This is a genomic window from candidate division WOR-3 bacterium, assembly GCA_016867815.1.
GTDB lineage: Bacteria > Hydrothermota > Tepidihabitantia > Tepidihabitantales > Tepidihabitantaceae > UBA2258.
The window spans coordinates 1-8,439 of record VGIR01000110.1 but is presented as its reverse complement, the minus strand read 5'-3'; the positions used below and the strand labels follow the sequence as shown (position 1 = coordinate 8,439).

Annotated in this window: 7 protein-coding genes; 1 reads left to right on the top strand and 6 read right to left on the bottom strand. The window is 60.6% G+C overall.

All coding sequences use genetic code 11. From position 1 onward, the window contains the following. The first annotated feature begins 112 nt into the window (after positions 1 to 112). Positions 113 to 502: a DUF1846 family protein gene (locus tag FJY68_12420; GenBank protein ID MBM3332629.1), complete on the top strand. Its 390-nt coding sequence runs from the start codon at positions 113 to 115 to the stop codon at positions 500 to 502. Positions 503 to 560: 58 nt separating this feature from the next. On the opposite strand, the gene FJY68_12415 is transcribed toward FJY68_12420, so the two are convergent. The 6 genes from FJY68_12415 to FJY68_12390 all read right to left on the bottom strand — a co-directional run bounded on the left by FJY68_12415 (position 561) and on the right by FJY68_12390 (position 8,052). Then, positions 561 to 1,487 carry a methyltransferase domain-containing protein gene (locus FJY68_12415; GenBank protein MBM3332628.1) on the bottom strand — a complete coding sequence of 309 codons (927 nt, stop codon included), beginning with the start codon at positions 1,485 to 1,487 and terminating at the stop codon, positions 561 to 563. Between the two features lie 52 nt (positions 1,488 to 1,539). Beyond that, the gene (locus FJY68_12410; GenBank protein ID MBM3332627.1) at positions 1,540 to 3,279 is read right to left on the bottom strand and encodes a formate--tetrahydrofolate ligase; all 1,740 of its coding nucleotides are present in this window, start codon (positions 3,277 to 3,279) and stop codon (positions 1,540 to 1,542) included. Positions 3,280 to 3,429: 150 nt separating this feature from the next. Beyond that, positions 3,430 to 3,627 (bottom strand): hypothetical protein, encoded by a 198-nt coding sequence (locus FJY68_12405; GenBank protein ID MBM3332626.1) that lies wholly within the window; start codon positions 3,625 to 3,627, stop codon positions 3,430 to 3,432. 236 nt (positions 3,628 to 3,863) lie between these two features. After that, positions 3,864 to 6,299 (bottom strand): hypothetical protein, encoded by a 2,436-nt coding sequence (locus tag FJY68_12400; protein MBM3332625.1) that lies wholly within the window; start codon positions 6,297 to 6,299, stop codon positions 3,864 to 3,866. A gap of 50 nt (positions 6,300 to 6,349) precedes the next feature. Then, positions 6,350 to 7,282 carry a virulence RhuM family protein gene (locus tag FJY68_12395; GenBank protein ID MBM3332624.1) on the bottom strand — a complete coding sequence of 311 codons (933 nt, stop codon included), beginning with the start codon at positions 7,280 to 7,282 and terminating at the stop codon, positions 6,350 to 6,352. Between the two features lie 380 nt (positions 7,283 to 7,662). Then, positions 7,663 to 8,052, bottom strand: a complete 390-nt coding sequence (locus FJY68_12390; protein MBM3332623.1) for a DUF1801 domain-containing protein — start codon at positions 8,050 to 8,052, stop codon at positions 7,663 to 7,665. Positions 8,053 to 8,439 lie beyond the last annotated feature (387 nt).

The window sequence follows — 8,439 nt, the reverse complement described above, 5'->3', positions numbered from 1 at the left end:
GGCCCGATCCTACCTACGCAGCCGGCAACGCCAGCCAGAAGTGGTCAGGAGTTACTTTGCGGAAGAGCACGTCCGATATGCGGCAACATGACCTCAAGCTGTCAAACATTTAGTGCTCTCCGTAGTAACTGGCAAGAACTCGACCTCCATGCACGCCGCTTCCAGCTTGATACTGAACGCGGCGAAGCAGCTTGCCGGGATCCCGGATCAAATCCATCTCCTGTCACCGGCGGTGATTGAGGCCATCGCTGGCCTCAACCGACACGTCCTCAGGAAACGGACCGTGAGCCTCGATCTGGCCGAGACCCTGATTGCGCTAAGCGTCAGCGCAACCACAAACCCGACAGCCCACCTGGCACTTGAGCGGCTGAAGGACTTGCAGGGCTGCGAGGTCCACAGCACGCACATCCCCACGCCTGGCGACGAAGAAGGCTTGCGCAAGCTGGGCGTGAACCTGACCAGCGACCCCAACTTCTCAAGCCACAGCCTCTTCGCCGGCTAGGCAAACCGCCGCCCGTCCGGGTGGCTACTCCCGACTCACTCTACCAAGCGCCGTCACTTCAGGGCTTGAAGCCCCAGATACACCAGAACGGACTGGACCATGCGGATGCCGCGGTACGGCTCCGGATCGCCTTCCGGAGATTACGCGTCGCAGAGCGCCCTCGCCGATGGTTTCGCACGAATTTGCTGCGAGACAGGCTGCCCGCCCGCATCTGCTCGATATCTCTCTTGCTCAACCTGAACCTGGACGGCTCCTTCAGGCGTTCCCGCATGTTCTGGTAGGCGACCTGCTGCTCGGGCGAGCGATAGGGTGGCGCTATCCAGACAACCCGCTCGTTCATGCGTACGCCGACATTCTCCATGCCGCGTGCCTCCATCCGAGCCGGCATGTAACAACCTACGGACCAATCGCCAAAGCCAAGTCTGCGCCGTCCCTCCATCATCCGTACTCCGACCTCGTACGCCAGAATTCGCTCACCAACGGTCGGATCCGACCAGCTGAACCAGCCCGAACTGGCGCTGCCTGTCATCGCGTTATCGAACACCGCGACGCAGCCACCCCGTCTCGTCACTCGTATCATCTCGTCCAGTGCCTTCTCCGGCTCGGCCAAGTGACAGAAGACGACGTGAGCCAGAGCGAGGTCGAAGTTGTTTTCCTCGAAGGGCATCTTGTAGATATCGCCAGTGACGAACCGCGCTGCTCTCGCCAGCCCCTCCTTCCTGCAGAACCGCACAGCCTGAGCGAGCAGCTTCGGGTCCCGGTCCAGTCCGACCAACTCGCCGCCGGGCATGCAGAATCTTCCCCAGGTTCGCATGGCGTATCCAAACCCGCAGCCTGCATCCAACACCTTCATCCCGGGCCTGAGTCGAAAGTGCGAAGCCAGACTCTCGACCTGCTCCGGGGTCCACAAATCCCGACGCTGACGGATGAGGACTTCACGCCGAGTCTTCGCCCGCGAGTAGTCCATTGGATGCCTGAGCTTCACGTCTCTCGTCCTAGGTCGCGTCGGGCGTGGTGCGTCCGGCGTCAGGCATGCGTCACGACAGCCCGCTCAGCTTCCCGTCGTCCGCGATGTCTATCTTCAGCGCATTGGGCTTCTTGGCCAGCCCAGGCAGCAGCTCAATCTCGCCCGCCACCGGCACGAGATACCCGGCTCCGGCACGGATGTGGACCGCCGAAATGACTATTCTGAAACCCTCGCAGGCACCCACACACTCCGGGTCGTCCGAGAAAGACAGCGGCGTCTTGGCGATACAGACGGGCATCTTGTCGTAACCGAGCATGTAGATGCGCTTCAGGTCGCGCTCGGCCCGGGGTGTATACACAACCCGGTCAGCTCCGTATATCTTCTGGGCGACCGCCTCGATTTTCGCCTCAACCTTGGCGGCATTGTCGTACACCGGCTTGTTCTGCCCCGGCTTCTCCTGTATCTGCTTCACCACCGCCTGCGCCAAGTCCTCACAGCCCTTGCCGCCTTCAGTGAATCCCGTGCTCACCTCGCACGCCACGCCGTGTTCGTTGCAGTACCGCTTCACCAGCTCAAGGTCATCGTCCGTATCTGCCTCGAAACGGTTGAGCGCCACGACCGGCTCGAACCCGAACGTCCGGCAGTTCCCGATGTGCCGGCGCAGATTCTCAAGTCCCTTCCACAGGTGCGTGAGCGTCCCTTTCTTCGCGTCCTTCGCTCCTCCTTGGTGCTTCATCGCCCGGACCGTCGCCACCAGCACGCAGGCAGCGACGTTCCAGCCGGCGAGCGGTGCGACGATGTCGACGAACTTCTCCGCCCCGAGGTCGGACCCGAACCCGGCCTCAACCACCGCGTACTCCGACAGACGCAGTGCCGCGTTGATCGAGATGATGCTCGCGGTACCGTGGGCGATGTTGGCGAACGGCCCGGCATGGATGAGCGCGGGCGTGTTCTCCGTAGTCTGCACCAAATTCGGCTTGATGGCGTCCTTGAGCAGCACAGCCATCGCCCCGGTCGCGCCGAGGTCGTTCGCAGTGATCGGCTTGTCGTCGTAGCTCTGGGCTACGAGAATCCGGGCCAGCCGCTGTTTCAGGTCGGCCCGGTTCAAAGCCAGGGCCAGAATCGCCATCACTTCCGACGCCGCCGTGATGACACAACTATCCTCGCGCGCCGGCCCATCCGCCCGGCCCCCCAGACCCACGACCATCATTCGCAGCACCCGGTCGTTCATGTCAATCGTGCGCGGGAAGGCTATCTCGCGGCCGTCGATCCGCAGCGGATTGTCAAAGTGAATCGAATTGTCCAGCATCGCCGACAACAGATTGTGTGCAGCCGTGACCGCGTGGAAGTCGCCGGTGAAATGAAGGTTGATGTCCTCCATCGGCAGCACCTGGGAATACCCCCCTCCTGCGGCGCCGCCCTTGATGCCGAACACCGGCCCGAGTGAAGGTTGACGCAGAACCGCGATTGACTTCCTCCCCAGTCGGTTGAACGCCATCGACAGACCGGTCGATACGGTGGTCTTCCCCTCGCCGTACTTGGTCGGCGTCACCGCGGTCACGAGGACGAGCTTGCCGACCGGCCTGTCGTTCAACTGGTCCAGCAGCCTGACTGACAGCTTCGCCTTGTAGTTCCCGTTTGGCAGAATCAGATTCGGGTCGGTGATTCCGAGCCCGGCTGCAATCTCGGCAATCGGCCTCAGCTTCGCCCGCTGTGCAATCTCAATATCACTCAGCACATTTCCTCCACATTCTGAGCAGAAGAGGAACCGCCAAGAACGCCAAGACGGACTCCCCACTGCAACCTGCATACTGCAACCTGCAGACTATGACTCTCAGTAGATACCAGAAACTGCGCCCGCGTCAAGCGCGGCCAAGTCGAGCGCGGACCGCCGGCCTAGGACTCAATGAACCGGCGGAAGGCGGAGTCGGCGTCGCGGGTGAGCAACGCGAGTAGGGCCTCAAACACGATTGACTGCGCGGGCTACGCGGATGATGGTTTCGATGCCCTCCAGCGGGTCCTTGCGCCGAAATACGCCCAGATGCTCGGCCTCTTGAGCAAGCGCTTCGACGATGGCCAGATTGCGGCGAATGTCGGCAGGCTGACTGCGGATGAACTCCGCCTCAAACCGCTCCAGCACTGCAGCATTCTTGACCATTGTCTCAGTATAGCCGAAACCAAGCCTGAGTCACGCCTGCCCGAGGCCGTGGACCGTCGGCCGTGCTCAACCGCTCCGCCAATCGGCAATCCGCGGTCGCATGAACGATGAACGATGGACGAAGAACGATGTGCGGTGAACACCTTCGCCGTGTCAATAGTCATTTGCTGTCCCCGAAGATCTGGTTGTACGTCCCGGCAGCATCGATGACCGCTCCTGAGTTCCTCGGATGCCGGTTACGTCGTTGGACGACTGGAACCGACCATCCCTGCAGGCTCTTCAACGGTGTATCCCATGTATCGGTACGCCCGCAGACGATTCCGGTACATCTTCAGAGCTATCGCGCAGCGTGAGTCAACGTAGTCGTAGACCAGAACATCCTTCTTTCCCTCGCTCGGCCGCTGTAGTCTCCCGGCATACTGGACCACCCTCCCTTTGAACGAGATGGGCAAGGCCATGAAGAGCGTATCCAGCGCCGGCAGGTCAAATCCCTCGCCAACCAGCGAAGCGGTTGACACCAGGCAGGCCTTCTGCTTCCGGTCAATTGCAGCACGCAGCTCGGACATCAACTTCATTCGCGCGGTCAGGGGCACTTCGCCGTCCAACTTGAACACGCGGATGTCTGCCCCGCTGCTCTGCATCTGAATCACTTCGCAGAGCGACTGCAGGTGTTCTCTCCGATCTGAGATCACGAGCGGTACCCTATTTTGCAGGAGCGCTTGGACCACGTCACCGGCGATCTTCTCATTCCGCGCGGCGTCCCTGACAAGGAAATGCCAGACAACGTGAAACGGGGCTCTAGGACCGGCTTCCTCGGGAATGCTAAACCCTGTCTCCCGTACCACTACTCGCTTTGGCACTTCTCCGATTTCCAGCGACCGAACCTCGTGGCGGATTGGCCCGCATTGGAAGTGTATGATCTTCTGAAGACCGTCTTTTCGATAGGGCGTGGCCGTGAGCCCCAGCACGAACCTCGCGGGAAGCTGCTTGAGTACCTGTTCGAAAGAGAGGGCCGGGATGTGATGGCATTCGTCCACGATGACCTGTCCGTAGTACGGGAGGGCTTCGCCTAGGTCGGGTGCACGACTCAGTGTCTGAAGCATGGCGATGTCCACCCTACCGGTCGTGCGTTTCTTGGTCCCTGAAACCAAGCCCACTCCTTCTTCGGCTACGTCTAGGAACTGGGTGAGTCTGCTTCGCCATTGCTCCACCAGCGGCTGCCGGTGCACCAGGATCAGTGTTGGTGTCCTGCGTGCCGCCACCAGTGCGCACGCGACGACCGTCTTGCCCGCGCCAGGGGGAGCCACGAAGACCCCGAACTCGTGCTTGCTCAGGACCCGAAGTGCGTTCGCCTGCTCAGGCGTGAGTGCACCCCGGAATTCAACACGCATGCGCTTCAGACGCTCTCGCTTGTCCACTACCGACACGTTGGCGCCGGCGGAACTCAGAATCCGAACCGCTCCGTCGAGGACTCCCCGCGGCAGCAGGATTCGGTCAGCCTGCAGTTCGCCGCCGAAGACTATCCGAGGATGCGGGTACGTCGGCAGACGTAGCCGGTTCAGCTTGAAGAACTCCGGGTTGGGAAACGCAGCGAGTCGTTTGAGACGACCAACCAGCCGGGCAGGGATTCCGTCAAGCGAGATGGTCAGTTGCGGCCCGAGTCGGATGGCGACAGGGATGCCTGTCATCCGCGGCTCCGCCCCGCCTTCCCGGGGGACGAGCAGGTAGTCATCGGTGCGCACATCCGAGGTGCTATCGTCCCGCGCACCATCGCGGACGTCACCTGCGTTCAGCATCCCGATTCGGTGGATGATCGACTCAACGTCGGCGATGCCGAGGCGGTGGACCCGCGCGAGATACGCCCACTGGTCCGGTACGGGTTCAAGGGCCGGAGTCAGGAACACGCTGTTTCCCCGCTCCCGCGGCACCTTCTGCAACGGCAGCGCAATGAGATTGCCGAACCCGCCCTTCGGCAGGAAATCCTGATTCGGGAAGAACCGGTCGAAGCTCCCGAAGCCCATCAGCGGCGATCTGTCAACCGTCCGCGTCAGAAGCAGCGTCCCGAGCTGTCGCGCAAGTCGTGCCGGCACCGGTTCGCTGAAGAACAGCCAGGCATGGGCACCGTTCCCGGAGCGTGACCTCTCGACAGCCACGTCTACTCCAAGCTCGGCCCCGACTCGTTGATATGCCAACACGTTCTCCTGCCATCCCTGTCCATCGAAGTCGCAGGCCAGGAAGATGCACGTGTCCTCGGTCCGTATGGCGTAGGTGCCGATCGTACAGCTACCCCGAAGGTGGGCCTCGGCTACGCAGCCATCCAGCGGGAGAAAAGCTTGGCTGGGGCACTCGGAGCATTTGACTTGGGGCTTCTGGCAGACGCCCCGAACCCACTCATTTCGACATGCGGGCGCGTAGCCCTTCGTCCCCCTACGTGGGTTCTCCCAAAGCCTTGGAAACACGTCGAACCGGCAACCAAACAGAGAAAGGAACAGAGCAACCCGGTCCTCGGCAGACGTGGGGACTTGCGCCGCGGCGGGACATCCCAGCGGCTCGGCGCCCTGCGTCGAGCTGCGCTTCAATGACACAAGGCGGTCCGTCAGCGCATGCCTCTCGGCGTCAAGCAGCCTCAGCCGCTGCTCCAGTTCGGCTATCTCCGCTTGATTCTCATCCACAGTCTGTCAGATGGGACGATGAGTGCTTGTCGGCCGTGTCGTTCGAATGCCTAGCGTCTGCGAGTCTTCCGACGCGACTGCCTTGCAGCGTCGCGCTCAAGCTGTCTTGCGGTGAGGTCCAAGTCGTCTTCAGTGGCGGCCTCGCGTGCCAGCCGCGCTCGATTGTAGGCCTCGAACCGCTCCAGGGCCAGCGCCTGCGCGACTTCCATCGAGACCTTGCCCGGATACTGCAGCACCTCTCGCTCGTTGAACCGCAGGAACGCGTCGAGCTTGGCACGCCAGTCGCGCATGTACAGGGGTTTCCTGCGTTTCGCCTGATCTTCGGCGTAGTCGAGGTACATCACGACGATCCGGTTCAACTCGCCGATTTCCTTCTCATTCAGATAGTTCTTGGCCACGACTACATCGGTCCGACGCACCTTCGTGCCCTTCCACGACGTGAGGCCCATGTTGGGTTTGCGGGCGTCAGCCCGCTCAGCGATTATCTCTGCTGCGGTCTTGCCCGCGATCGCCCAGTGCAGCTTGTTCTGGATAATCTGGAAGAACTCCTTGGTTGCCTCAGCATCCGGGTCATAGTCAACAGCCAACCTGTAGATGTCTCGAATCTTCTGGTAGTACCGTTTCTCGCTCGCCCGGATGTCGCGGATGCGCTCGAGCAGCTCGTCGAAGTAGTCGGAGCCGAGCGTTCGGCCTTCCTTCAATCGCTCGTCATCCAGCACGAAGCCTTTGACTAGATACTCCCGCAACCTTTCAGTCGCCCACTGCCGGAACCGCGTTCCCCTTTCCGACCGCACGCGGTAACCGACGGCGAGTATGGCGTCCAGATTGTAGAACTGCATGGGGCGCTTGACCTCTCGCGATCCCTCGGTCCGAACTATTAAGTAATCCTTAATAGTTGCCTCCGGCCGCAGTTCGCCCTCGTCGTAGAGGTTCTTGAGGTGAATATTGACATTCGCCACGGTCGTCTGGAACAACTCGGCCATCAGCCGCTGGGTCAGCCAGACAGTGTTCTCCTCAAGCCTGACCTCGATTCTGCTCCTGCCATCCTCGGTCTGATAGAACACGATCTCGGAGCCCGTGGCCCTACGCTCGGGCAGATTGTCACTCACTCATCGCCTCTCATTCCGGCTCGACCTCCTGGTGCTGTCTATACCCGCCAACCTGCCGCGACACTCGCTTTCGGCTTACACCTCACGGCTTACCGCTCCGCCAATCGGCAATCTTCAATCGGCAATCCACAATGTCGTGGGCCGTTGGCGGTCTCGGCAATCCAGAATCGCAAATCCAAAATGACCTGGGCCGTGTCAACAAGCATCTGCTGTCCCCGAATTCCGGCTCACCCCCTGGAAGGGTTGATGAACTCTCATTTGAGCCGCTTCAGCTGACCCTTTCGACGAACTATGTTCTTGTAGTCCCACTGAATGACCCGGGCCTTTGCCAGCCAGCGCTTCAGGTCCTCCCTGTCTACCTGGTCAGCGGCAGTGTAGCGAGCGTCGGCCGCTTTGAAGCTGCCTTCTTTCGTGAGCCCTTCATCCTCAAAGGACTGACCGCTCCAGAAGAGAAGGCGGACACCGTCCTTCAGCTCGCTGTACCCGACAACAGGGTTTCCGTCCAGGAACCACACAGGATGGGCGTGCCATATCTTGTTTTCTGCCTCAGGCAGACATCTGTCGATTTCCCCCGCCAGGAGATCACAGATCTTCCGGTCTTCTGAAGCCAGTGACTTGTTATACTTGGCCGTGTCCGGATGCATTGCAGTCCTCCCTTGGCTGAGTTATCAACGATGTACGCACTATCCGACAGAGGCGTCCGAAACCAACGATGAACGATGTACGAAAGAACGATGAACGACCGAGGCCGTTAGCAGTTAGCCGTAAGCCGTCGGCCGCCCGTGCCCGCCAATCGGCAATGCAGAATCGTAAGTCCGAAATGCCTTGGGCCATGTCAATGATCATCTACTGCCGTCCGGAACAATATTGACAGGCTTTGGATTCATAGAGAATATGGGAAGTGGAGCTTGTCTAAAAACCAGCTGATTCGTGCCTTTTGACGCATCCTTCGGTGTCTGACAACGTCTAATAGTTAGTGCGGTTTCCCCTGACAATCTGGTCTTCGGATGAAAGGAGTCACTGACTCATGC

Excerpts from the sequence above, each read along its gene's own strand:
- FJY68_12410 (MBM3332627.1), bottom strand. The coding sequence starts at position 3,279 with ATGCAGGTTGCAGTGGGGAGTCCGTCTTGGCGTTCTTGGCGGTTCCTC.
- FJY68_12405 (MBM3332626.1), bottom strand. The coding sequence starts at position 3,627 with ATGGTCAAGAATGCTGCAGTGCTGGAGCGGTTTGAGGCGGAGTTCATC.
- FJY68_12395 (MBM3332624.1), bottom strand. The coding sequence starts at position 7,282 with ATGGCCGAGTTGTTCCAGACGACCGTGGCGAATGTCAATATTCACCTC.
- FJY68_12390 (MBM3332623.1), bottom strand. The coding sequence starts at position 8,052 with ATGCATCCGGACACGGCCAAGTATAACAAGTCACTGGCTTCAGAAGAC.